13 protein-coding genes and 2 pseudogenes are annotated in these 25,835 nt (G+C 60.6%); 4 read left to right on the forward strand and 11 right to left on the reverse strand.

Annotated features, from left to right (window positions below; all coding sequences use genetic code 11):
• Positions 1–106 precede the first annotated feature (106 nt).
• The 5 genes from NLX68_RS03840 to NLX68_RS03860 all read right to left on the reverse strand — a co-directional run bounded on the left by NLX68_RS03840 (position 107) and on the right by NLX68_RS03860 (position 7,248).
• The gene (locus tag NLX68_RS03840) at positions 107–1,516 is read right to left on the reverse strand and encodes an efflux transporter outer membrane subunit (RefSeq protein ID WP_254282755.1); all 1,410 of its coding nucleotides are present in this window, start codon (positions 1,514–1,516) and stop codon (positions 107–109) included.
• Complete coding sequence (locus NLX68_RS03845; RefSeq protein WP_254282756.1) at positions 1,513–4,596, reverse strand: MexW/MexI family multidrug efflux RND transporter permease subunit; 3,084 nt, start codon at positions 4,594–4,596, stop codon at positions 1,513–1,515. Before NLX68_RS03845 ends, NLX68_RS03840 begins: the two co-directional genes overlap by 4 nt.
• 22 nt (positions 4,597–4,618) lie before the next feature.
• On the reverse strand, positions 4,619–5,716 hold the full coding sequence (locus tag NLX68_RS03850) for an efflux RND transporter periplasmic adaptor subunit (protein ID WP_254282757.1): 1,098 nt from the start codon (positions 5,714–5,716) through the stop codon (positions 4,619–4,621).
• A gap of 24 nt (positions 5,717–5,740) precedes the next feature.
• Positions 5,741–6,226, reverse strand: coding sequence for a DUF2165 family protein (locus NLX68_RS03855; protein WP_036996206.1), 486 nt, complete (start codon positions 6,224–6,226; stop codon positions 5,741–5,743).
• Between the two features lie 134 nt (positions 6,227–6,360).
• Positions 6,361–7,248 carry an EamA family transporter gene (locus NLX68_RS03860; protein ID WP_254282758.1) on the reverse strand — a complete coding sequence of 296 codons (888 nt, stop codon included), beginning with the start codon at positions 7,246–7,248 and terminating at the stop codon, positions 6,361–6,363.
• Between the two features lie 212 nt (positions 7,249–7,460).
• Here NLX68_RS03860 and NLX68_RS03865 point away from each other — a divergent pair, with 212 nt between their 5' ends.
• Positions 7,461–8,882, forward strand: a complete 1,422-nt coding sequence (locus NLX68_RS03865; protein ID WP_254282759.1) for a cytosine permease — start codon at positions 7,461–7,463, stop codon at positions 8,880–8,882.
• Between the two features lie 153 nt (positions 8,883–9,035).
• On the opposite strand, the gene NLX68_RS03870 is transcribed toward NLX68_RS03865, so the two are convergent.
• From NLX68_RS03870 to NLX68_RS03880, 3 genes and pseudogenes are all read right to left on the reverse strand, one after another.
• Positions 9,036–10,244, reverse strand: coding sequence for an MFS transporter (locus NLX68_RS03870; RefSeq protein ID WP_254282760.1), 1,209 nt, complete (start codon positions 10,242–10,244; stop codon positions 9,036–9,038).
• Between the two features lie 164 nt (positions 10,245–10,408).
• The gene (locus NLX68_RS03875; RefSeq protein ID WP_367949524.1) at positions 10,409–11,983 is read right to left on the reverse strand and encodes a thioesterase domain-containing protein; all 1,575 of its coding nucleotides are present in this window, start codon (positions 11,981–11,983) and stop codon (positions 10,409–10,411) included.
• Positions 11,957–19,561 (reverse strand): annotated as a pseudogene (locus NLX68_RS03880) (amino acid adenylation domain-containing protein); the annotation flags it as partial. The gene NLX68_RS03875 and the pseudogene NLX68_RS03880, both read right to left, overlap by 27 nt.
• Before the next feature lie 531 nt (positions 19,562–20,092).
• Between NLX68_RS03880 and NLX68_RS03885 the strand changes: the two are divergent.
• A pseudogene (locus NLX68_RS03885) lies at positions 20,093–20,855 on the forward strand (IS5 family transposase).
• 169 nt (positions 20,856–21,024) lie between these two features.
• Here the strand turns inward: NLX68_RS03885 and NLX68_RS03890 are convergent.
• Positions 21,025–21,327, reverse strand: coding sequence for a hypothetical protein (locus NLX68_RS03890; protein WP_254282761.1), 303 nt, complete (start codon positions 21,325–21,327; stop codon positions 21,025–21,027).
• Between the two features lie 235 nt (positions 21,328–21,562).
• Positions 21,563–21,778, reverse strand: coding sequence for a molybdopterin-binding protein (locus NLX68_RS03895; RefSeq protein WP_010227092.1), 216 nt, complete (start codon positions 21,776–21,778; stop codon positions 21,563–21,565).
• A gap of 214 nt (positions 21,779–21,992) precedes the next feature.
• Between NLX68_RS03895 and NLX68_RS03900 the strand changes: the two genes are divergently transcribed.
• Together NLX68_RS03900 and NLX68_RS03905 are read left to right on the forward strand one after the other, a co-directional pair.
• Positions 21,993–23,168, forward strand: a complete 1,176-nt coding sequence (locus tag NLX68_RS03900) for an acyl-CoA dehydrogenase family protein (RefSeq protein WP_254282762.1) — start codon at positions 21,993–21,995, stop codon at positions 23,166–23,168.
• 10 nt (positions 23,169–23,178) lie between these two features.
• Positions 23,179–24,279 carry a sigma-54-dependent Fis family transcriptional regulator gene (locus tag NLX68_RS03905; RefSeq protein ID WP_254282763.1) on the forward strand — a complete coding sequence of 367 codons (1,101 nt, stop codon included), beginning with the start codon at positions 23,179–23,181 and terminating at the stop codon, positions 24,277–24,279.
• A gap of 142 nt (positions 24,280–24,421) precedes the next feature.
• Here the strand turns inward: NLX68_RS03905 and NLX68_RS03910 are convergent, their stop codons facing one another.
• Positions 24,422–25,834, reverse strand: a complete 1,413-nt coding sequence (locus NLX68_RS03910) for an MFS transporter (RefSeq protein WP_254282764.1) — start codon at positions 25,832–25,834, stop codon at positions 24,422–24,424.
• Between the last annotated feature and the right edge of the window lies 1 nt (position 25,835).

A 25,835-nucleotide genomic window follows, 5' to 3' on the forward strand; every position in this document is an offset into this window, starting at 1 on the left:
CGGCCTTGCCGGCGATCGAGCGCGCAGCGGTCGCAATTCAGGCAACACTGATGGCAAGCCAGCTCCCACAATCGATCGCTGTACGCCGGGCCCGCGATGAGGCCGATCACTGCACCGCGCCACTGCCCCAGCCCAACGCCTTGTACAGCGCAATCGCATTCAGGTACGAAGCGGTCTCCGCCTCTGCCACTTCACGCTTGATCAAGAAAAACGCGCGCTGGTTTTCCAGCACCGCCATGTAGGTGCCCGCCCCTCGCCGATAGCGTTTGGAGGCGATGTCGATGGCATCGGCGCCATGCGCCGCCGATTGCATCAACGCACCGAGGCGGGTCTGGTTGCGCGCCAGGCGCGTGACGGCGTTTTCCACTTCTTCGCGGGCCAGCAACAGTGACTGCTCATAGCGCGCCTGCGCCCCTTGCGCTTGCGCCTGCGCAACACGCAAGCGGGCCTTGGCATTACCCAGGCGCAACGCCGGCCAGGTTACTGTCGGCGCCAGCTCATAAGCGCGCGCGGCACTGCCCAGGTCGCCACTGCGCAAGGCGAAGAAGCCGATAAACCCGCCCAGGTCCAGGCGCGGGTACAGCTCGGCGGTGGCCACGCCAACGTCTTCGCTGCTGGCTGCCAGTTGCCGCTCGGCACTGGCAACATCCGGGCGGTTGTTGATCAGCGCGTTGACATCGCCCAAGGGCAATTGCCGCGCCAGCGGTGGCAGAAAGCGTGCTTGCCCTGGCGCCTCGGCAAGGCCCGGCGCGCGCCCGGTGAGCACATCGAGGCGGTACCCGGCCTCCTGGATCGATGCCTGCAATGGCGGCACCGCCGCTTCGCTGAGCAACAGGTTGGCATGGGCGCTCTGCTCGTCCTCGTACTGGCCGCTGCCGGCACGCACCTGGGCACTGGTGAGTTTCAGGGTTTCACGCCAGGCCTCGACCTGGGCCTGCGCCACTTCCAGGCTGCGGTGCAAACCCTGCTGCTGGTAGTAGGCACGGGCGACCTCGGCGGCGATGCTCAGGCGCATCTGTTCAAGGTCGGCGCGCGCCGCCTCCGAGCGTGCCTCGGCAGCGGCGGTCAGGCGTTGCAAGCGGCCGAACAGGTCGATCTCCCACTGCACGTCAAACCCTGCGCGATAACTGCGTGAAAACATGCGCTGCGGGTCGCTGCCATCGGCCAGTTGCTGCTGCTCAAGGCTCTGGTTGAAGGCGGTGCGTGCGGTGACGCCCGGGTACTGGTCCAGGCGCCGGTCATCGAACAGCGCCCGCGCCGCCAGCAGGTTGGCCTGGGCCTGGCGGATATCGTGGTTGTGCTTGAGCGCGGTGTCGACCAGGCGGTTCAGCTGCGGGTCCTCGAAGAACGACCACCACTGCGCCGGCAGTTGCGCCTGCTGGGCGAACTGCTGCTGTTGCGGCGTGCTCAGGGGGATGGGCGCAGGGGTTGTCTTTTCATAGTCGGGGCCAACCTTGCAGCCCGCCAGGGCCAGGCTCGAAATCACACAGGCCAGGGCCAGGTTCACTCTGTTCATCCTTCGCTCCTCAGCGCATCAGCCAGGGACACCGCACGCGGTGTACCCGCGGCGATCGCGTGTTTGCGCGCCAGCAGGCTGTACACCGTGGGCAGCACGAACAGGGTGAACAAGGTGCCGATCAACATCCCGCAGACAATCACCAACCCCAGGCCAAAGCGGCTGTTGGCACCGGCACCGGAGGCGAACAGCAAAGGGATCAGGCCGACCACCATGGCCGCGGTGGTCATCAGGATCGGCCGCAGGCGAATCTGCGCCGCCTTGCTGATCGCCGCCGCGCGGTCGAGCTGCTCGTGTTCCTGCAGGGTGTTGGCGAATTCGACCATGAGGATACCGTGCTTGCTGATCAGGCCGATCAAGGTCACCAGGCCGATCTGGGTGTAGATGTTCACCGTCGCATAGCCCAGCGCCAGCGGGATCAACGCACCACTGATCGACAGCGGCACGGTGATCAGAATGATCAGCGGGTCGACCAGGCTCTCATACTGCGCCGCCAGCACCAGGTAGATGACGATCACCGCGGCCAGGAACGCCAGCATCAGCGCACTGCCCTCCTGGGTGTACTGGCGTGCATCCGATTGCCAGTCGTAGCTGAAGCCGGCCGGCAGCGACGCTGCCACCTGATCGAGAAATGCCACCGCATCACCCAGGGTCACGCCGGCCGCCGGGATGCCCTGGAAGGTGGCGGCGTTCTGCTGGTTGAACTGGGTCAGCTTGTTCGGCTCGACCTGCTCGGACACCTGCACCACGGTCGACAATGGCACCAACGTGCCGTCTTCGCTGCGCACGTACTGGCGGGTCAGGGTTTGCGCGGTCAGGCGCTGGCTGCGCGGGCTCTGGGCGATGACATCGTAGGAACGCCCTTCGAGGCCGAAGCGGTTCAAGTAGTTCTCGCCCACCAGCACCGCCAACGACTCACCGATGTCCTGCATGCGAATGCCCAGGCTGTTGGCCTTGGCCCGATCGACGCGCACCTGAACCACCGGGTTGTTGTAGTCCAGGTCGCTGTCGACCACGGCGAACAAGCCGCTGTCCCGGGCCTTTTGCTTGATCTCCTGCATGGTCTGGTACAGCACCTGGTAGTCCTGGGAGCTGCGCAGCACCAGTTGCACCGGCAAGCCGCCGGTGGAACCCGGCAAGGCCGGCAACTGGAAGGCGAAGATGCTGGTGCCTTCGACATCGTTGACCGCCGCCTGCAGGTCGACCTGAATCTGCGAGGCGGTACGCTCGCGCTCGTCCCACAGCGACAGGTTGATACCGCCGATGCCCGAGGCCAGGCCGTCACTGCCGTTGATGATCCAGGTGCTGACCGTTTCTGGCAGACGCTTGTAGACCTGGTCGAGCTTGTCGGCGAAGCGCTCGACGTATTCGAGGTTGGCGTGCTGCGGCGCCTTGATCGCGGTCAGCAGCCCGGCCTGGTCTTCGGTCGGCGCCAGCTCGCGCTGAGGCAGGCCGTACAGCCAGGGCAAACTGAGCAGCACCAGCAAGGCAAACCCGGCGCTCAGCCAGCGCCGCGCCAGGGAGAATTCCAGCGCCCGGCTGTAGCGTCTGGCCAGGGCGTCGAAAAAGCGGTTGGCGGCATGGGCCATGCGCCCTTCGGATTGCTTGGCCTGCAACAGGAACGAGCTCATCACCGGCGACAGGGTCAAGGCCACCACACCCGACACCACCACCGCTCCGGCCAGGGTCAGGGCGAACTCGCGAAACAACGCACCGGTCAAGCCGCCCATCATGCCGATCGGTGCATACACCGCAGCCAGGGTGATGGTCATGGCGATCACCGGCCCGGCCACTTCCCGCGCCCCCACCAGGGCAGCGGCCACCGGGGTCTTGCCCTCTTCGATATGACGGTGGACGTTCTCGACCACGACGATGGCATCGTCCACCACCAGGCCGACGGCCAGGACCATGGCCAGCAAGGTCAACAGGTTGAGGCTGAAGCCGAACATCAGCATCAGCGCCGCCGCGCCAAGCATCGACAGCGGAATGGTCACCACCGGGATCAGCACCGTACGCAGCGAACCCAGGCACAGGTAGATGACGATGACCACGATCAGCAGCGCTTCGAGCAGGGTCTTGCTCACTTCGTCGATGGAGGCCTGGATGAAGCGCGCGGTCTCGAACGCAAGCTCGGCCTTGACGTCCGGCGGCAGGGTCTTGCGGATGTCCGGCAGCACCTTGCGGATGCCGTCGACGATTACCAAGGGGTTGCCGCCGGGGGTCGGGAACAGGCCCAGGTGCACGGCGCGCACGCCGTCCATGGAGGCGCTGGTTTCCACCGAGGCGGCGCCCAGCTCGACAGTGCCGACATCCTTGATGCGCACCAGGCCATTGCCGTCGTTGCGGATCACCAGCTCGCGAAATTCGCCGACGCTGGTCAAGTCGGTATTGACCCGGATGTTGGAGACCACGAACTGGCCTTTGACCTTGCCGGGCGCCGCCTGGTAGTTGTTGCGCCTGACCGCCTCGGCTACATCCGCGGCAGTCAGGCCGCGCGCGGCCAGGCGCGCCGGGTCGATCCACAGGCGCATCGACAGGGTCTGGCCGCCAAACACCTGGACCTTGGCCACACCGTCGATGGTGGTCAGGATCGGCTCGACCACCCGCGCCAGGTAGTCAGTCATCGCCGGGGTCGACAGGCTGTTGCTGGCAAAGCCGATATAGGCCACCGCCGTCGACTCGCCGGACGAGCGTTCGATCACCGGGTCATAGGCTTGCTCGGGCAGGCGAAAACGCACCTGGTTGACCTTGGCCATCACCTCGGTCAGCGCCTGGGTGGAGTCGCGGTTGAGCTCCATGCGCACAGTGACCAGGCTGCGGCCCTGCACCGAGGACGATGACAGGTAATCGATGCCCTCGACCGACGACACCGCCTGGGCAATCGGCTGGGTGACAAAGCCCTGCATCAGCTCGGCCGAGGCGCCGGGGTATTCGGTGGTGACGGTGATGGTCGAGCTTTCCAGCATCGGGTACTGGCGGATCGGCAGCTGGCGCAGGGAGAGGATGCCCAGCAGCAGGATGAGGATGCTGACCACCAACGCCAGCACCGGCCGCCGCACGAACAGATCGGTGAATTTCATCTAAGGGTCTCTGGGCAATCGGTCAGGAGCCGGACAGCGCCGGGGCTTGCAGGGTGTCTTCGGTGGCTTCGACCGCGACCCCGTCACTGAGCTTGAGCTGCCCGGAGGTCACCACCTGGTCGGCCTCCCGCAGCCCTTCAAGGATGATCACTCGGCCATCCTGGCGTTCGCCGATCTTCACCGGCACCCGCTGCACCACCAGCGCTTGCTGCTGCTCGTCATGGCGGGCGAGAAACACCGTGTCGCCGTAGGCGGTATAGGTCACCGCGGTTTCCGGCAGGCTGAGCACCTCGGCCACCTGCGGGTCGGCAACCTTGACGCTGGCATACATGCCGGCCTTGAGCAGCGCATCGGCGTTGTCCAGGGTCGCCTGCACCTGCACCGTGCGCGAACGGCCGATCAGCGGGTCGATGGCACTGATGCGCGCCGCAAAGGTTCGCTCGGGATAGGCGTCGAGCAACACGTCGACCGCCTGCCCGGGCTTGAGGTGGATGCTCAGCTGCTCGTCGAGGGAGAAGTTCACATACAGGGTGCGGGTATCGATCAGGCTGACGATCGCATCGCCGACATTCAGGTACTGACCTTCGTTGACCTTGCGAATGCCCAGCACACCGTCGAACGGCGCGCGGATGGTCTTTTGCGCGATCACCGCCTCGGTGTGCGCCAGCTCGCCGCTGGCCATGTCGCGTGCGGCCAGGGCGTTGTCGAGCTGCTCCTGGGTGGCGGCGTTTTCCGCGACCAGGTCGCGCACCCGGCGGTGGTTGATCCGGGCGTTGTGCAGTTGCGCCTGCAGGCGAATGCGCTCGGCCTGCTCGGGGGCATCGTTGAGGGTCAGCAGTACGTCGCCACGGCGCACCTTCTGCCCGGAGACGAAGTTGATGCGTGTCACCCGCCCGCCGATTTCGGCCGAGACCAGCACCTGGCGCGCCGCCTCAAGCTCGCCGACCCCGGCGAAAAAACCGTTGGCCGGACCGCGCTGCACAGTGCCCAGTGCCACCTTGACCAGCGTCCGCGGCGCCGGTGCCGAGGCCTGTGCGGTGTGCGCCTGTTGCCAGACCACCAGCACCGCCAGGGCTGCACCCGCCAGCAGCGTACCAAGCGCGAGATTCTTGCTGTTCATCCACCACTCCCTGTGAGGCTGGCCTCAGGCCCACTGCACGTTGAACACCACGAAGGCCAGCAAGGCCCAGAGCACCAGTACCAGATGGGTCAGTTGCAACCCCTCCTGGCGAATCCAGTAACCGAACCACAGGCCGCCTAGCAGCATGGCGAAGGTAAAGCCGAGAAACGCGCTCAGCGCCAGGTTCAGCCAGGGCCGCGCCGCCTCAAGCCCCGCGCCGATCAGCAGGGCGTAGCTGCCGATCAGGGCAGTGGCTGCCGCCGCGACCTGCAGCACCAGCACGACCACCAGGGCGATTCGATGTGCAGCCGTGGAATGCAGGGCCCGGGACAACAGCGGGAAGTCGATGGTCGGAGCCTGGCGCAGCGGCGCCATCGCCATGGTCGCGCCGACCGCACCGAGAGAGGCGCGAAACGCCTGCAGGTTGTTGAGTACCGCGATGCAGAGCCAGAGGCTCAGGCCAATGGCCTGAACGGCCTGGAACAGCCAGAGGGAAGTATGCAAATCCATTTGTACGTCCGTGGTGGTTGAGCGCAATAACACAAGAAAACACTTGGATATTAGAGCCGTGCCTTCCAATGCACAACCCACAAGACGCTAACCACCCAGCGCCGAGCAAACATTGTCGGCGGTCATGCTTTGCCCTAATCGGCCAACCGGGCCAGCATTCGCTGGCGCAAGCGCGGGCCGAAAACGTTGACCAACAGCCCGGCCATCACCAGTAACGCACCCCAACCTTGCAGCGGTGTCAGGCGTTCATCCAGCAGCAGCGCCGAGGAACTCAGGCCCACCACCGGCACCAGCAGCGAGAACGGCGCCACCTTGCCCGCCGGGTAACGCGACAGCAGGTGGCTCCACAGGCTGTAGCCCAGCATGGTGGCCACAAAAGCCAGGTACGCCAGCGACAAAATCGAGCTCCAGCCAATGCCGCGCAGCGAGCGTTCAATCAGCTCGGGACCTTCCAGCCACCAGGACAGGGCCAGGAACGGCAGCGGCGGCACCAGCCCACCCCAAATCACCAGGGCCACCAGGTCGATGTTGCCGAAACGCCGGGTGATGATATTGCCCATGGCCCACATCGACGCGGCGCACAGGGTCAGCAGCAAGGCGAAAAACGGCACGCTGGCGCCGTTCTCGCTGCCGATCAGGGTCAGGCCGCCGGCGGCCACCAGCAAGCCCAGCACGCTGGCCGCGCGCAATCGCTCACCGAGAAAGATCGCGGCAAAAAACAGGGTGAAGAACGCCTGGGATTGCAGCACCAGCGACGCCAGGCCCGGCGGCATGCCGTTACCCATGGCCTCGAACAGAAAGGCGAACTGGCCCAGGGAAATGGTCGCGCCATAGGCGATCAGCCAGCGCCAGGGCAATTGCGGGCGCTTGACCAGCAGCACCGCCGGAAACGCCACCAGGGCAAAGCGCAAGGCCCCCAGCAACATCGGTGGCAGGCCATCGAGGCCAACCTTGATGACCACGAAGTTGACGCCCCAGACGACGATCACCACCAGCGCCAACAGCAAGTCCTTTAATGGCATTGTTCCCTCACCGGCTTTGTAATATTTCGCAACAGCATAACCTTATGCCCGAAATCATCGCACCCACCTATCGCGACGGATGGGCGCATCAAAGCCGACACCTTCACTTGACCGTATTTGTATATACATGCTCATATCTGTCTCAGTCGCCCACCTGCGTTCGACTGGCGACCCGACCGCGACAACACAACAATAGGCGGAGATCCCGAGCAATGACCCAGGCCAATGCCTCGCGCAGCAAGCCCCTGATCGAGCGCCGCTCGATCGACTACATCCCGGAAAACGAACGACACGGACGCCTGTACAGCCAGTTCACCCTGTGGCTGGGCGCCAACCTGCAGATCACCGCAATCGTCACCGGGGCCCTGGCCGTGGTGCTCGGCGGCGATGTGTTCTGGTCGCTGATCGGCCTGCTGCTCGGCCAACTGGTCGGTGGCGCGGTCATGGCCCTGCACGCCGCCCAGGGGCCGAAACTCGGCCTGCCGCAGATGATCTCCAGCCGCGTGCAGTTCGGTGTGTATGGCGCGGCCATCCCGATTGCCCTGGTGTGCCTGATGTACCTGGGCTTCACCGCCACCGGCACCGTGCTCTCGGGCCAGGCCATCGGCCAGTTGCTCAGCGTCAGCGACAGTGCCGGCATCCTGATCTTCGCCGGGGTCATCGTCCTCGCCACGGTGTTCGGTTACCGCATGATCCACTGGATCGGCCGGGTCGCCAGCGTGTTGGGGATCATCGCCTTCGTCTACCTGTTCAGCCGCATCATGGTCATCAGCGACATCGGCCAGCTCCTGGAAAACCGCCACTTCACCTGGGCCTCGTTCCTGCTCGCGGTGTCGCTGTCGGCGTCCTGGCAGATCTCCTTCGGCCCGTATGTCGCCGACTACTCGCGCTACCTGCCGAGCAACACCTCATCGTTCAAGACCTTCCTCGCCGCAGGCCTGGGTTCGGTGGTCGGCGCCCAGGCATCGATGGTGCTCGGGGTGTTCGCTGCGGCCATTGCCAACGGCCAGTTCTCCGGCCGTGAAGTGGCCTACATCGTCGGCCTGGGCGGTACCGGCGCGACCGCCGCGCTGCTGTACTTCAGCATCGCCTTCGGCAAGGTGACCATCTCCACCCTCAACTCCTACGGCAGCTTCATGTGCATCGCCACCATCATCAGTGGCTTTCGCGGGCACATCGACGTGACGCGCCGCCAGCGCCTGTTCTTCGTCCTCGCCATCGTCGGGGCCTCGACCCTGATCGCCCTGCTCGGCCAGCATTCGTTCCTGGCGGCGTTCAAGTCGTTCATCCTGTTCCTACTGACCTTCTTCGTCCCCTGGAGCGCGGTCAACCTGGTGGACTACTACTTCATCACCAAGGAACGCTACGACGTGCCGGCGCTGGCCGACCCCAACGGCCGCTACGGGCGCTGGAACCTGCCGGGCATCATCGTCTACACCGTCGGCGTGCTGGTGCAGATGCCGTTCATTTCCACCAAGCTCTATACCGGCCCGATGGTTGCCCACCTGGGCGGTGTCGACCTGTCGTGGATCATCGGCCTGGTGGTGCCGAGCGTGCTGTATTACCTGGTCGCACGGCGCAAGGCCGCCGATGCCCCAGCGCAGATGATCCTGCCGCAAAGCAGCCACTCCTGATGAAACAAAATAGAAGTACATACACCCGCTTCAGGAACAAAGAGGACCAAACCCGGAAGCAGAGGTAGTGGTGTGGCCTAATCAAAGCCGTTCGTGAAGGGGGCCGCGCCCGTTGCCGGCAGATCGATGCCTCGACGAAGTCCAGAGTGCTGATCACTGGAAGTTCAGCTCGGCACAAACCGCAGACGTGGCACGAAGTGTACGCAGCCCCAAAAGCACGATCACCACCATGGACAGACCCGCGACAATCGCGACACCGAACCCTGCCTGCGCGCCATAGACGTCGATGACCAGGCCCGCCAATACGCCACCGAGCGCTACGCCGATGCTGATGCCTGTCGTCATCCACGTAAGTCCTTCGGTGATCCTGGACGGTGGAACAATGATCGTACCGAGATTCATCACGACGACCATCGTTGGTGCAAATGACATACCTGCCACAAACAGCATCCCGGAAAGAATGTAGACGTCCGGTGAAAGAATGGGCAACACGGCAGTGACTGCCGTTATCAGTACCCCGATAAAGAACTGCTTTTCAATCGGCAAGGAAATCCTTAAAGCACCGAACGTCAGACCCGCGATCATTGAGCCGAGCGCATAGGCTGCCAGGATGAAACTGGCAGACGCCGGCCAGCCTTGTGCGTTGGCGAAGGCAACAACCGCCACGTCGACTGCTCCGCCAATCACACCCATCGCCAAGAGCGCCAGCACGATGGTACGAACGCCGGGGATAAGCAGGGTCGAGCTTGCGCTCCTTCTAATGCCCACGACCACCTTCGGTTCTGTGTGCCGCTGCATAAGAAAAGCCGTCACGCCGACAACCAGCAACAAGACGGCTACAAGAGGTCCGGCTTCCGCGAAAAAGCTGACGCTCAAACCAATGGCAAGTGGTGGGCCGATGATAAAGGCGAGTTCAGTTAGAACCGTGTCCAGGGAGAAGGCCGTGTGTAACTGTGGCTTGCCACGGAAAAGCTGCGTCCAGCGTGCTCTTATCATGGCGGGCATGCTCGGCATCGTGCCCGCCAATGCCGCAAGAATAAACAGCAGTATGGCGGGAGCCCTCATGTAGACGGCAATGATCAGTGCGAGCAACATACCAATGCTGAAGGCCGTCACAAAGGGCAGAACCCGACGTTGCCCCCGCTGATCAACATGTTTCGATACGTGCGGACCGATAAGCGCATTCGCCAAGGTAAAAGTACCGGCGACTGAGCCCGCCAGCCAATAAAGACCCGTCTGCTGCACCAACATGGTAATGATGCCGATGCCGATCATTGCCTGTGGCAGACGGGCAATGGAACTCGCGATCACTAACCCCATGACGCCCGGAGTGGTGAGAAGCTCACGGTAGGGATTTGCCATGCTTCCTCCTTTTTATAATTTGACGCTGATGAATGGCCCGCTGCATGCGACTCAAATTAATGGAGCGGTAAATCGGCGCCCGAGTGCTTATTTGAGCAAATATACAACGGGGCGGTTACAAGTCCACTTGCATCTAGATGAGCGAAACACTCAATGATCACCTCTTACAAAAGCGCTCGACTCAATGCGTCAGCCAAGTGCTTGCGATTACTAACGTTCTCCATCATGGAGACATGCCCACCTGGAATAGAAACAGAACGCATCGCCAAATCAGGCAAGAGCTCTCTCCACCCACCTACCATATCAACCTGCGGCAAAGGGGGGCGCTCACAATCAGTCGCGTAGAAATGATGGAGATTGACCTGCAATGGAGATGGTTTATAGGCGCCGGCAATTTGTGAAAAATGATAAATGGTTTGCCATTTGACTGTTTCCAGCGAGAGGTCTGCATTTAAATCATAGCCTCCCAAACGCTGTGCTTTTTTTATCAGCTCCGCAAGCTCATCATCCTCATTTAACACATCGAATTGATGACGCTCCGCCTCGGAAGTCGACGCCTTAACATGCTCAATAAAGTAGTTCTCAACGCCCTGGTTTTTATATGGCAACTTGTGCGGCGCGGGAACATCAATAAAGCCTAAAAATTCAACGCTGGCCTCTTTGCACATAAGCGCATGGACGATGGCATAAGCGAGAATCCCTCCAGAGGAATACCCCGCAATACGATAAGGCCCTTCAGGCTGGATCGCCTGGATGAGCGGTATCATTTTTTCGGCCATATCCTCCATTGAATGAGGCAGAGGGTCGCCAATGGCCGACCACGGCAATACATGGATCGGACAACTGGCGCGGATTTGTTGGGCTAGCGAAATAGCATACGAGTAATCGGCTAATCCCGAGGGCACGAAAAAGACCGGGGGCTCAGTCCCGCCAGCGCGCACCGTGATCGCCCCGATCTGCGGGTTGAACACAGGAGACTGTGCGATCTGAGTGGCAAGGTTAGCCAATCGCGGGTGTTCAAAAATGTCGCTCAACGAACACTCCAAACCATAACTCCTGACTTTCTGCATCAGCTGGACGGCCATGAGCGAATGGCCGCCGAGGGCGAAGAAGTTGTCATGGCGACCGATCTGCTCAAGCCCGAGCAACCCTGACCAAATCGCTGTCAGAATCGTCTCGGTCTCACCTTGCGGCGCCTCATACGCTGCATGGGCAAAGGCATTGCCTTCAGCAACAGGCAATGCCCGCCGATCAAGCTTGCCATTCGGGGTTAGCGGCAAGCGTTCAATCAGCACAAAGGCAGACGGCACCATGTAGTCGGGTAGACGTTCACTCAAGTAATCACGCAGTCGTCCTGCAAGCGGTAGACCCGCCTCCGAATCGGCCCTAGGTATAAAGGCATCATTTCCCGAGACCTCTGGCTGAGCCACTACGTAAGCGACCAGTCGCTTGTCCGGGTCTACGCCTTGCACCTCTACAATCGCCCCGCAGATGGAGGGATGCTCGGTCAGTCTAGCCGCAATTTCACCCGGCTCAATCCGCAAGCCACGGATCTTGATCTGGTCGTCATTACGGCCCAGGAACACCAGGTTTGCGTTCGGCAGGTAACGGGCCAGGTCCCCTGTCTTATACATCCGCGCGTCAGGCTTGCCGGCAAATGGATCGGGCAAGAAGCGCTCATCCGTCAGTTCGGCGAGGTTCAGATATCCACGCGCAACACCCATGCCCCCGATGTACATCTCACCCACCGCACCCAGCGGAACAGGCTCGCCATGCGCGTCCAGAAGGTAAATTCGTGTGTTTGAAATCGGACGGCCTATCGGAACCGGATCAACGTCATCAGAGGAACAGCGATGGACCGCCGCCCAGACTGTCGCCTCCGTCGGGCCATATTCATTGAATAATTCAACCGCAGTAAATGCTGAGGTCACTTCCTGGACCAGCTTCGCAGGACACACTTCACCTGCCACAATCACCCGACACAGTTGTCCATATCCAAGTTGGGCGACTTGCAGCAAAACCAATCTTGCGAGAGACGGTACCAGCAAAACTGAGGTGACTTTTTTTTCAATCATAAGGCGGCTGATGGCGTATGGATCTACGACGGCTTTGCTGCCTGGTAAACACAAGGCACCACCGGTTGTTAACGTTCCGAAAATGCCTGCCACGGAACTGTCAAACGCCATGGATGACAGCAGTAAAAATACAGTGCCGAAACTTGGCTTATAGACCGTGGTTCTTGCCAATGTCTATGCGACTAATCCACGGTGTTCAATCATGACGCCCTTGGGTTTTCCGGTTGAACCCGAGGTGTAGATCAGATAAGCGAGGTTGCGGGGTGTCAGGCCGGTGACCTGGAAATCAGCATCAGCCTTCGTCAAGATTTCATTGGGATCAAGCACGGTATAGCGCTGCAACGCCTCACCTAGCACCTGCCGGCCGGCCGCATCGGCCAGCACCAGGGCCGGCGCCGTATCGGCAAGAATGTAAGCCAGTCGATCTCCTGGGTAAGCCGGATCAAGCGGCACATAGGCGCCGCCCGACTTCAGGATCGCCATAAGACCAACAACCATCGCCGTCGAGCGCTCGACACAGATCGCCACCCGTTGGTCTGGCCCAACGCCCCGCTCAACCAGCCGATGTGCCAGTCGATTGGCCCTGGCATTGAGCTCACCGTAACTGAGCGCCTCGCCCTCAAAGATCAGCGCCGTTGCCTCCGGAGTGCGCGCCACCTGCGCCTCAAACAAATGATGAATGCACAGTTGATCCGGGCTGGATGCGTCCGTCGCGTTCCACGTCTTGAGCAACAATGTACGTTCAGACGCAGGCAGAATATTCAGCTGTCGAACCGGGCGGTGCGGCGAGCGTTCCAGGGTCTGAGCCAGGCTGTTCAACGCCTGTTCCATGTAGCCACACACACGACCGGAATCGAACGGCGTGACCACTTGAGTCGTCAACCCCAGGGAGTGACCGAAATCTTCAACTGACAATGTGAACGGATAATTGGTCCGCTCTTGTTCACTCAAGAACTCAACACCCGGCATTTGCCCCATGGTCTGGACAATGTTGTCCGCACCCGTAAGGTCATTGTGCCGATAGTTGAGCAATGCGCTGAACAGCGGCGTGCCTGTAGCGACCCCACTGCACCTTTGTGCCAGCGCCAGCGAGGCATGCTCGTGGGCGAGCAACTCAGCCAGACGAGCATGAGCCCGCTGGACACTCTCAGCGGTATCAATGCCGCCTGAGTCAAATCGGATCGGCAGCGTATTGATGAACATGCCCATGGCTCGATCTGCCCCATGGCCCGCTTGCATGCGCCCAAACAGCACCGTGCCAAACACGACCTTTTCCTGGCCGCTGGTGCGCGCCAGTACCTGGGCAAAGGCAACGTGACACAGGCTGGCGAGACTCACATTCAATCGCCTCGCCTGCGCCCGCAGCCGATCATTGAGTTCGACCGAAATCATGCGGTGGGTCTGGCCCACCTGCGCGCCGTCCAGATGCACTTGCGCCAATCCAAAGGGCAACGTCGGCTCTTCTATGTCAGCCAGCATAGACCTGAAGAAACGTTCATGTTCCGCCGCGCTCTTACCCAACCGCACCTGACCGATCAGGTTGCGAAACGGTTGAGGCGACGGCAGTTTCTCACCGCGATCGGAGAGGAAAGCCTGCACTTCGTTATAAAAAAACTGCAATGAAGAAGCATCGTCAATCAAGTGATGCTGCAGCTGCATCAGAATGAAGCGGCCTGCGACAGGGTCATGGGCAACGATAAAACGCAGCACAGGCGCCTGGGTCAGGTCAATCCGGTGCCGACATGAATCAAAGCGCCGGGAAAGCTGTTCGGTAACGGGGCCGTCAGCCGGATCGAGAACAACATCAGTGACGCAGAGTGGAGCCTGTCGCCAGACAACTTGCGCGGCGCGAGACAACCCATCCCAAACAAAGGCGGTACGCAAAATGTCGTGACGGTCTACAACCTGTTGAACGGCGCAGAGATAGCGTTCCAGTGTTTCACGATCAGCAAATGCCATCTGGGCAACCAGCAAATAGGGGTCACCCTCCTTTGCCAACATGTGGTGGAACAGGATGCCGTCCTGCATGGGTGAGAGCGCATAGATATCCTGAATGTTGGCTGCCCCCCCAGGTACCTGTGAAAGGATCACGTCGATGTCCGATTGGCCGAGATCGATCAACGGCAGCAGGTCGGGCGTGATTCTGCATGTCTCGGGCTTTATCAGATTGGGCGGCACTACCACCTCGCGGTGTTGGCCAAGCATGCTGGCCAGCACCGACAACACCGGCGTCTGAAACAGATCACGCACAGCAAGGCTCAAGCCCTGGCGGCGCAACCGCTCGATCAACCGCACTGCCAAAAGTGAATGGCCGCCGAGGGCAAAGAAGTTGTCATGGCGACCGACTTGTTCGACGCCAAGCAGCTCTGACCACATCCTGGCAAGGGTGACCTCGATCTCGCCCAACGGCGCCTCGTAGATCGCATGGGCAAAATCATCGCCCTCTGGAACCGGCAACGCCCGCCGATCAAGCTTGCCATTGCCCGTCAGCGGTAAGCTTTCCATCCGCACAAAGGCAGACGGCACCATGTAGTCGGGTAAACGGCTACTCAGGTAATCACGCAGCGCGCCCGCTAGCGCCAAGCCAGCCTCGGAGTCTACCGGCGTGTTCTGAACTGCGGACTGTACCACCACGTAAGCAACCAGGCGCTTGTCGGCATCCGCGCCTTGCGCCACCACCACCGCCTCGCGGATGGAACGATGCTCGGCCAATCGGGCCGCAATTTCACCCAGTTCAATCCGGAAGCCGCGGATCTTGACCTGGTCGTCATTGCGACCCAGAAACGCCAGATTGCCGTTCGGAAGATAACGGGCCAGGTCCCCCGTTTTATACATCCGCGCTTCAGGTTTGCCGGCGAAGGGATCGTGCAGGAAACGCTCTGCGGTCAACTCGGGCCGGTTCAGATAACCACGCGCAACGCCGGCGCCGCCGACGTACACTTCACCCGCGGCCCCCATCGGAACAGGCTGGCCAAATGCGTCGAGAAGATAGAGATTCAAATCCGGCAGACGCTGACCGATCACGCTGTCGTCCTGCCGCGCATCGGATGAAGTCAGGGGGTAATAGGAGACGTGGACCGTAGTTTCGGTGATCCCGTACATGTTGATCAGTTGCGGGGCAGATTCGCCACGCACGCCATACCAGTCGCACAGGGTCGACGGCTGCAGCGCTTCGCCGCCAAATATGACATAGCGCAGCCGGTCCGATGATGGTTGCGCATGCTCCGTCAAGGCGGTGAAGGCGCTCGGGGTCTGGTTCAGGACCGTGACGCCTTGCTCACAAATCAGCTGGTAGAACGCTTTCGGTGAACGGGTAATGGCATGCGGAACCAACACCAACGTGCCGCCATAACGAAGGGCTCCCCACAGTTCCCAGACCGAGAAGTCGAAGGCAAAGGAGTGGAACAGGCACCAAACATCACTGGCCTCAAAACCAAAGTCGGCATGTGTAGTGTCGAACAGGCGCACCACCTGAGCATGCTCGACCATGACCCCTTTGGGCTGTCCGGTCGAACCCGAAGTGTAGATGATATAAGCGAGATTTTTAGGGGCAAGGCCTGGAACTTCAGGGTTAGCGTCCGCCCCGATCAACGCTTCAGCGTGGGCCTCATTGGGATCGAGTACGGTTCGAGCCTGCAAAGCGTCCCCGAGCGCATGGCGCCCGGCCGCATCAGCCAGCACCAGGGCCGGAGCCGTATCGCCAAGAATGAACGCCAGTCGCTCGCCCGAATACTCCGGATCGAGCGGCACATAGGCGCCGCCCGCCTTCAGGATCGCCATCAGGCCAACAACCATCGCTGGGGAGCGCTCGACACAAATTGCTACTCGTTGGTCAGGCCTGACACCCAAAGCAATCAGCCGATGCGCCAGCCGATTGGCCCTGGCGTTGAGTTCACCATAGCTGACCGACTCGCCCTCAAAGACCAGTGCCGTTGCCTCAGAGTTGCGCGCAGCCTGCTCCTCGAATAGCTGATGCATACACAGATGAGCCGGGCAGGATTCATCCATCGAGTTCCATGTCTTGAGCAACAAAGTGCACTCAGACGCATCAAGCAGGTCTATTTTGGCGACAGTCTGGCTGGCATCCCGGGTCATCTCGGCAAGGACAGTCTTCAGATACCCCACGTGGCGCTCAATCGTGGCAGCGTCAAACAACGCCGTCGCATAGCCAAGAGCCCCCACGATTCGATCGCTCGCCTCGGCCAGGCTCAGCTCCAGATCGAACCGGGATACTTCATAGGAAGAACCCACCGGGCTGGCTTCAAGACCGGGCAAGGCCCATTGGCCTGCATCGTAGTTTTGCCAGGCAAATACAACCTGAAACAGTGGCGTATGGCTCAAACGTCTAGGCGGCTGGGTTATCTCTACTACCTGCTCGAACGGCAGATCCTGATGATCCTGGGCCTTGAGTGCCCGATCGCGCACTCGCGCAACAAGGTCGGCAACGCTCGGGTTGTTGCCAAGGTCAATCCGCAGCGCCAGTGTGTTGACGAAGAAGCCGATCAGCGGCTCGATGTCGCAATGCCCCCGGTTGGCACTTGGCACACCGATCACAATATCTTCCTGCCCCGACAGGCGTGACAGTACTGCCGCCCAGGCCGACAACACGGTCATGAATAGCGTCACACCCTGCTGCTGACTGAAACGCTTGAGGGCCGTTGTCAGCTCTGCACTGAGTTCGATCGACACAGAGGCGCCCACCAGGGATTGCTGCTCAGGCCGACGCCGGTCTGTTGGCAGGTCGAGCAGCGTTGGCGCATCGGCCAGGGCCTGTTTCCAGTAAGCCGCCTGCTGGTTCAAGCGCTCCCCCGACAGCCATTGCCGCTGCCAGGCGGCATAGTCAGGATACTGGATCGCCAGCGGCGGCAATGGACTGGCCTGATGGTTGCTAAACGCCATGTACAGTGCACTCAGCTCAGGCAAAAGTATGCCGAGCGACCAGCCATCCGAGACGATGTGGTGTTGTGTGAGTAGCAATACATGCTCATCAGCAGATGCGGGGACAGTCACCTGGATCAGGCAAGCCCGAATCAGCGGGCCTGCAGAGAGATGAAAGGGCGCCCGAGCCTCTTCGGTGCAAAGCCTTGCAAGCTCGGTTTCTGCGTCCGATCCAAAAAGATCAATCTCGCGCAATGGCAAACCCTGATCGCTGGCCAGCAGACGCACTTCGACCTCGCCTTCTTGGGTGACAAAGACCGAACGCAATGCCTCATGGCGCGACCACAGTGCATCAAGGGCCTGCTGCAAGACCGTCACGTTCAACTGACCGCGCAATCTCAGCGCCAAGGGGATGTGATAGGCGTCGCTGATCCCACTGTCGAGTTGCGCCAGAAACCACAGTCGCTGCTGAGCGAAAGACAGCGGCAAGGACTCATCGCGAGAGAGGGTCCGGATCGATGCACGCGCTGCAGCTCCAGCGTCGCGCCGGGCTTCAATCGCCAAAGCCACAACCTTGAGCGTTGGAGAGGTGAACAAGGTTGCGAGCGGCAATTCAGCCCCAAAGGCAGCTATGCGACTGACCAGCCGCACGGCCATGAGCGAATGGCCGCCGAGGGCGAAGAAGTTGTCATGGCGACCGATCTGTTCAACGCCAAGCAGATCCGACCAGATCCCGGCAAGGAGGACCTCTATCTCACCCAGCGGCGCCTCGTAGGCCTCACGGGCAAAAGCGTCGTGCTGCGGAACAGGCAAAGCCTTGCGATCAAGCTTGCCATTGGCCGTCAGGGGGAAGCTTTCCATCCACACAAAGGCAGACGGCACCATGTAATCGGGTAAACGGTTACTCAGGTAATCACGCAGTGTTCCCGCCAGCGCCAAGCCAGAGTCAGAAGCTACCAATGCGTCCTGGACCTCGGACTGCGTCAAAACATAAGCAACCAGGCGCTTGTCGGCATCCTCGCCTTGCGCCACCACCACCGCCTCGCGAATGGAAGGATACTCGGCCAATTTGGCCGCAATCTCACCCAGCTCAATCCGGAAACCGCGGATCTTCACCTGGTCGTCATTGCGCCCTAGAAACGCCAGATTGCCGTTTGGAAGATAACGGGCAAGATCTCCCGACCTGTACATCCGCGCGTCAGCCTTCCCTGCAAAAGGGTCGTGCAGGAAACGCTCTGCCGTCAGCTCGGGTCGGTTCAGATAGCCGCGCGCCACACCGGCGCCTCCGACGTACATTTCACCCACTTCCCCCATCGGAGCAGGCTGGCCATGCGCGTCCAGAAGATAGAGATTCAGATCCGGCAGACATTGACCGATCACGCTGTCGGCTTGTTGCGCATCCGATGAAGTCAGCGGGTAATAGGTGACGTGAACCGTGGTTTCGGTGATCCCGTACATGTTGATCAGTTGCGGGACAGATTCTTCACGCATGCCATACCAGTCGCGCAAAGTTGACGGCTGCAGCACTTCGCCGCCAAAAATGACATAGCGCAGCCGGTCCGATGACGGTTGTACGTATTCCATCAAGGCGGTGAAGGCGCTCGGGGTCTGGTTCAGGACCGTGACGCCTTGCTCACAAATCAGCTGGTAGAACGCTTTCGGTGAACGGGTAATGGCATGCGGAACCAACACCAGCGTGCCGCCATAACGAAGGGCTCCCCACAGTTCCCAGACCGAGAAGTCGAAGGCAAAAGAGTGGGACAGGCACCAAACATCACTGGCCTCAAAACCAAAGTCGGCATGTGTAGTGTCGAACAGGCGCACCACCTGAGCATGCTCGACCATGACCCCTTTGGGTTGTCCGGTTGAGCCTGAGGTGTAGATGATATAGGCGAGGTTGCTGGGGGCAAGGCCGATGACTTCAGGGTTGGCGGCCGCTTCAGGGTGGACATCACGGGGATCGAGGACGGTATGAGCCTGCAAAGCGTCTCCGAGCGCATGGCGCCCGGCCGCATCAGCCAGCACCAAAACCGCAGCCGTATCGCCAAGAATGAACGCCAGTCGCTCGCCCGAATACTCCAGATCGAGCGGCACATAGGCGCCGCCCGCCTTCAGGATCGCCATCAGGCCAACAACCATCGCCGGGGAGCGTTCGACACAAATTGCTACTCGCTGGTCAGGCCTGACACCCAAAGCAATCAGCCGATGCGCCAACCGATTGGCCCTGGCGTTGAGTTCGCTGTAGCTGAGCACCTCACCCTCAAAGATCAGTGCCGTTGCCTCAGGACTGCGCGCAACCTGCGCCTCAAACAGCTGATGAATACACAGACGAACATAATCTTCCGACGTAACTTGGTCGTGCATCCTTACCTCCAGAAGTGAATAAGGTCACTTCTATCGATTGATTGCACCCACATCAGGCAAGTGCAAGTTCATGGAGTATTATTTATTGACTTCTGTCTGTCGTACGCCTCAAGCCATCCAGCGGTAACGTGTCGACCCTTAGAACTAACCACTATCCATTATATAGATCAGGTGTATTAATCTACATTATCTTGCCAGTACCACCACACATTACCAAACCCACGCCTGCCGGCAAATTTAGACAGTTTTCAGCTAAAAGCCCTGGTTATTTCCGCTCATGAAAAACAACATCCATGGCCAGGCAAACCAGGACATATCTTTCCTGCACCAGAGATAAACAATAATCTTTGATTATATTCAGAAAAACGACTTCGATCCGATTCCAGCTACGACCCCCGTCGAAACCGAGAGTCTACCCCCGACACATCAAAGTCAATACCGGTCGAAAAATGACACATCCTATGTTCTGTACGAAAACCCTTGAAACATCGAAATGGGTAGAATCGACGCCATCAAAGATAGGAGCACCCAATGGCCAAGCGATACGAACTCAGCGATGCGTCCTGGGAAATGATTAAAGATTTGATCACCCTGGATCAGAAAACCGGACGCCCACGCAACAACGACCGACTGATGCTCAACGGCATACTCTGGGTGCTCTGCTCGGGGGCCACATGGCGTGATATGCCTGAGCGCTTCGGCCCTTGGTCGACGGTTTATCAGCGCTTTCGCGACTGGCGAAATCGAGGCACGTTTGACCAGATGCTCAAGCGCTTGAACATCAAACTCAATGAGCAAGGCCTGATCGATCTGGACACCTGGATGATCGACTCCACCACAGTGCGCGCAACCCGAGCCTCCTCCGGCGTCGGAAAAAAGGGGGGGCTGAAGAACCGCTAGACCATGAGCTGGGGCGCAGTCGCTGTGGCCTCACGACCAAGATTCATAGGCTCTGCGATTCGAATGGAATACCGCTGTGTTTCAACTTTTCGGATGGACAGGCCAGCGACATTGCGCATGCGCAGCCATTACTTGACCGGGTTCAAATACCAAGCAGTCAGAGAGGGCGATCGCGTAAGCGCTGCCGCTGGTTGTTGGCGGACAAGGGCTACGATGCCGAACACCTTCGACGCTATAACGACCGCTACCGAACATCCCCTTGCCCTGCATGAAACGCAAACCAAAGCCCGGCCTGCCCAGGCTGTTCGACAAGCTGGCAAAAAATTTTGGAGCAATGGTCTCTCTGGCTTGCACCATGCGGTGTTTACGACATTACTTTTCGTACACTGCATAACGCCGGATTGTCCGGCCCCATCTGCTAAGCTAAGCGATTCATGAACGAGTTACCCACGAGTAGTTGCTCCTGCTCGGACAGCAGCATGAAGACGGGCCACAGGTGGTCGCGGAAAAGAGCAGAATCGAGTATCTGGCATCGACGAAACACAGCCTTACCCGGATCAAGATCAGGATACATTTCTACATTTTTGACAGACGTTGGTAATTTGCAACAGTTCCGACTCTATTTCCTCAATCGCTATATTCACATCTGCCATGCTACCAACCGCAATCAGTTGGGTTCCATCACCTTGAGAAGCCGTCGCTGCTTGTTGGCAGCGCTCGATCAAGCGGTAGCCAGCGACCAAGTCTTCGGCAAGATCGCTGAATCGCTTCATAGCTGTTTCCCACACAGTTTGTATTTGACGATAGGCATCAATTTTGGCAAAAGGCTGCCCGGACTCTTCAGCGTCAGCTTTCTGTTTCTTCAAGTCCTATAAGACATTTTTATGGACGAGGCAGGCATTGCGCTGGAAAATCTTAGTCCGGGCCTTATCATACATAACGTTTACCAGCAAACACATAAGATGTTTATTTATGGTATAGCTTCAATTTTTGGGTAAAAAAACACCCCATCGAGAGGGGTGCCAGTTTTTTGCTTAAACTATGTATTCAGATGTTGGGGGAATAAGTCGCCGGGGCTCGGCCTGTTTTTGTTCCTGTCCTTCATAGCTTGGCGATCGACACCTCGGTGGATTTGACGAAGGCAATCACTTCGCTGCCGACCCGCAGCTCCAGCTCGTGCACCGAGCGGGTGGTAATCACCGAGGTGACGATGCCAGCGGAGGTCTGCACATCGATTTCCGAGACCACCGGGCCTTCGATGATCTCCTTGACCGTGCCTTTGAACTGATTGCGTACGTTGATTGCCTTGATGGTCATGCGCTGCTTCCTCGTCCTAGGGTGCACTGCCGCGCAGTGCTTGAGGTGCAGAGTGCGCCCGAGCAGATAAAATTAAAAAGAATAAATACTTACGAATATAGAACCAAAAGAGATATATAAATCGACATATAGAAAGTCCTACAAGTTATTTATTTTCAGTTTTTTAGATCCTTTAGCATCGGTGCCACCCTCATAGAGCAAGTGAGCGCAACCTTTGCACAGCACGCCATCGACCCCTTTGCAAATCGCGCGGGAACTGACCAATGAGTTCGCCCGCACCGCGGTCGAACGCGACCGCCTGGGCGGTACGCCCAAGGCCGAACGCGATGCCATCCGCAGCAGCGGCCTGCTGGCCTTGAGCATCCCCCGCGACTTCGGCGGCCTGGGCGCCAGCTGGTCGCAAACCTTCGAGGTGGTCCGTGAGTTCGCCCGGGTCGATAGCTCCCTGGCCCATGTGTTCGGCTTTCATCACCTGATGCTCGCCACCGTGCGCCTGTTCGCCACCCCGGCACAGTGGCAGCCCTGGTTCGAACTGACCGCGCGCAAAAGCTGGTTCTGGGGCAATGCCCTCAACCCCCTGGACACCCGCACGGTGGTCAAGGACCGCGGTAGTTTTCGTGAATTCTCCGGCAAAAAAAGCTTCTGCTCCGGCGCCAGCGATTCAGAGATGCTCATCGCCTCGGCAATCGACGAGAACGCCGGCGGCAAGCTGTTAATCGCCGCGATTCCCAGTGGCCGCACCGGCATCACCTTGCACAACGACTGGCACAACATGGGCCAGCGCCAGACCGACAGCGGCAGCGCCAGCTTCGAGCGGGTACGGGTGGAAGAAAGCGAGCTGCTGCTCGACCCCGGCCCCTTGAGCACACCGTTCGCCTGCCTGCGGCCGCTGATTGCCCAGCTGCATTTCGCCACGATCTTCCTCGGCATCGCCGAAGGCGCCTTCGAGGAGGCCCGGCATTACGCCCTGCGCGAATCGCGGCCGTGGTTCAAGTCAGCGGCCGAACAGAGCAGCGCCGACCCTTATGTGCTCAACCATTTCGGTGACTTCTGGGTGCGCCTGCAGGGCGCACGCCTGTTGGTCGAGCAGGCCGCCCTGGCGCTGGACCAGGCCTGGGCCAAGGGCGCGGCGCTGAGTGCCGAACAGCGCGGGCGCCTGGCGGTGACCATCGCCACCGCCAAGGTCGCCGCCAGCCGGGATGGCCTGGAGATCTGCAGCAAGGTCTTCGAGGTTACCGGCGCCCGTGCCACCCAGGCCTCGGTGGGCCTTGACCGGCACTGGCGCAACCTGCGCACGCAAAGCCTGCACGACCCGCTCGACTACAAGCTGCACGAACTCGGTGAATGGGCCCTGCGCGGGCAATTGCCGACTCCGACCTTCTACTCATAGTGTGACCGCCATGCAATTGTTGACCCTACCGCCCTCCCCGGCCCTGGCCACCTCGATCCGCGCCACGGCGCAGGTGTTCGAAGACCCCAAGTCGCGGGCCTTGCTGGCGCACCTGCAACGGGTCGCGCCAAGTGAAGCCAGCGTGCTGATCATCGGCGAGACCGGCACCGGCAAAGAGCTGGTGGCCCGGCACATCCACAACTTGAGCGGGCGGCGCGACAAGCCTTTCGTGGCGGTCAACTGCGGAGCATTTTCCGAATCGCTGGTCGAGGCCGAGCTGTTCGGCCACGAAAAAGGCGCGTTCACCGGCGCCCTCAGTTCCAAGGCCGGCTGGTTCGAAGAGGCCAATGGCGGCACCTTGTTCCTGGATGAGATCGGCGACTTGCCGATGCCGATCCAGGTCAAGCTGCTGCGCGTGTTGCAGGAACGTGAAGTGGTGCGCCTGGGCTCGCGCAAGAGCATTCCCATCGATGTACGGGTGCTGGCGGCAACCAACGTGCAGCTGGAAAAAGCCATCAACGCCGGGCACTTTCGCGAAGACCTGTACTACCGCCTCGACGTGGTCAGCCTGGAGCTGGTGCCACTGCGCGAGCGCCCGGGTGACATCCTGCCGCTGACCCGCCACTTCATCCAGGCCTACAGCCAGCGCCTGGGCTATGGCGACGTCAGCCTCAGCAGCGAGGCCGAAGCCAAGCTGCGCAGCTACGGTTGGCCGGGCAATATCCGCGAACTGGAAAACGTCATCCATCACACCTTGCTGATCTGCCGCGACGGGGTGATCCGCCAGGACGACCTGCGCCTGTCGAACATGCGCATCGAGCGCGCCGACGACAGCCCCGGCCCCGATGATTCGGCTGAAGGGCTACTGCAGCGAGCGTTCCAGAAGCTGTTCGAGCAGCCCGCGGGTGCCTTGCACGAGAAGGTCGAGGATGCGCTGCTGCGCGCGGCGTACCGCTTCAGTCATTACAACCAGGTGCATACGGCGAACTTGTTGGGCTTGAGCCGCAATGTCACCCGCACGCGCCTGATCAAGATGGGCGAGCTGGCGGTGAACCGCAGGCAGCCTGCGGGGAGTACCCAGGGTGAGCGGGTACTGAATTTGTCTATCTAATGGCCTCATCGCGGGTCAAGTCGAATCGTCGCACCGCCGCTCCCACAGGTACTGCACCAATCTCATGACCACTGCCAATCCTGTGGGAGCCGGACTTGCCGGCGATCGAGCGCGCAGCGGTCGCAGTCCAGGCGAAAAAAGGTCAGCGGTAGGTCTCACTTCCCGCATCCGGCGCCAGTTTGCGAAACACCAGCGCCGAGGCCATGCACGCCAGCGCACACACGCCAATCACCAGGGCAATATCCGCCACCGCCACCTGCTGCTCGCCCTTCACGCTCATCAGCACGCTCAGCAGCGAGGCCGCCACGCCCACCGACACGCTCATGGCCAACTGCACCGTCGCCGCCGACAAACTGCTGGCCCGGCTGTGCAGCTCGGCAGGGACATCAGCATAGGTCAAGCCGCCCATGGCGCTGAACTGCAAGGAGCGGATCAGGCCGCTGGCGAACAGGATCAAGACCACCAGCCAGTACGGCGTGTCGAGGTTGAAACTGGCGCAGGCGCCCAGGCTCACGCCGGTAAACAACGCATTGACGCTCAAGGTGCGGCGAAAGCCAAAGCGGCGCACGATGCGCACCGCCAGCAGCTTGACCACAAAGGCGCCGACGCCACCGGTAAAGGTCAGCAAGCCGGCATGCAAGGGGCTCAGGCCAAAACACAGCTGGAACAACAGCACCATCAAGAACGGCTGCGCCGCCGTGCCCAGGCGAAACAGGTTGCCGCCCCAGAAACTCAAGGCAAAGCTGCGCACGCGCAACGGCGCAAAGTCCAGCAGCGGCTGGGCGCAGTGGCGCGCATGGCGCACATACAGCAGCGCCGCCAACAGCCCGAGCAGCAACAGCAGCAGTACCCAACGCCGCGCCAGCAAGCCATGGCCCAAGGCTTCGAAGCCGAACACCAGTGACGCCAGGGCCACACTGGCCAGCAGCAAGCCACGCAGGTCCAGGCGTTGCCGGCTGTCGCCGGGGTAATCGGGAATATGCCGCAGCACCAGGTAAACCCCGAGCACGCCGATGGGCAGGTTGACCAGAAAGATCCATTGCCACGACAGCAGGGTCACCAGAAAACCGCCCAGGGGCGGCCCGAGCATCGGCCCCACCAGCGGCGGGATGGTCAGGTAGGACATGTTGCCCAGCAGTTGCTCGCGCGGCGACCAGCGCAGCAGGATCATCAACCCCACCGGCACCATCATCGCCCCCGCTGCGCCCTGGCACAGGCGCGCCAGGCATAGCTGCAGCAACGAACCGGCCAGGGCGCAGGCCAGCGACGACAGGGTGAACAGAACGATGGCCAGGACGAACAGCCGCCGTGGCCCATAGCGGTCCGCCGCCCAGCCGCTGACCGGCACGGCCAAGGCGGCGGCAAGCAGGTACAGCGATACCACCAGGTTCATGCGTACGCTCGGCGCGCCGAATTCGCTGGCCATCTGCGGCAAGGCGGTCATCACCACGGTGGAGTCGATCAGCTCCATCAGCAGCGCACAGCCGATGATTATCGGTACTCGCCGTGATTGCCAGGTGCTGAGGTTCAGCAAAGGCGCCTGCACGCTGCCCAAT

Origin of the sequence: Pseudomonas sp. SBB6 (assembly GCF_024213215.1) — a bacterium.
GTDB classification, from domain to species: domain Bacteria; phylum Pseudomonadota; class Gammaproteobacteria; order Pseudomonadales; family Pseudomonadaceae; genus Aquipseudomonas; species Aquipseudomonas donghuensis.